The organism is Photobacterium aphoticum, from assembly GCF_001029435.1.
Taxonomy (GTDB): Bacteria; Pseudomonadota; Gammaproteobacteria; order Enterobacterales; family Vibrionaceae; genus Photobacterium; species Photobacterium aphoticum.
The window spans coordinates 1-295 of the sequence record NZ_LDOV01000107.1 but is presented as its reverse complement, the minus strand read 5'-3'; the positions used below and the strand labels follow the sequence as shown (position 1 = coordinate 295).

Below are 295 nucleotides of genomic sequence, written 5' to 3'. Positions count from 1 at the left end.
CCTTCCCCCACCTAGCCGGCTTGTTTCCGAAACCTGGCATGTGGATGAACAAGGTCAACGCCCTGTTTGGCCTGATGATGCTTGCCACCAGTCTTTGGCTTATCAGCCTGATGACCAGCTTCTTCAGCCCAGCCATGGTGGCTGCATTCGCGGCCGCCCTATTGCTTACCCTGCTATGGCAACTTGGACGGGTAAAAGGCCGTAAACCGGTAATTTATACACTGGCTTTTCTGGTGCTCGCCTCGGGCGGCGGCTTAATCGCCGGAAGGATGACCGCTGATCGCTGGTCAACACC

The 295-nt window shown here is 56.6% G+C and carries 1 pseudogene; it reads left to right on the top strand.

Going from position 1 to position 295, the window contains the following annotated elements:
* Positions 1 to 44 precede the first annotated feature (44 nt).
* Positions 45 to 295 (top strand): annotated as a pseudogene (locus ABT58_RS23235) (cytochrome C biogenesis protein); the annotation flags it as partial.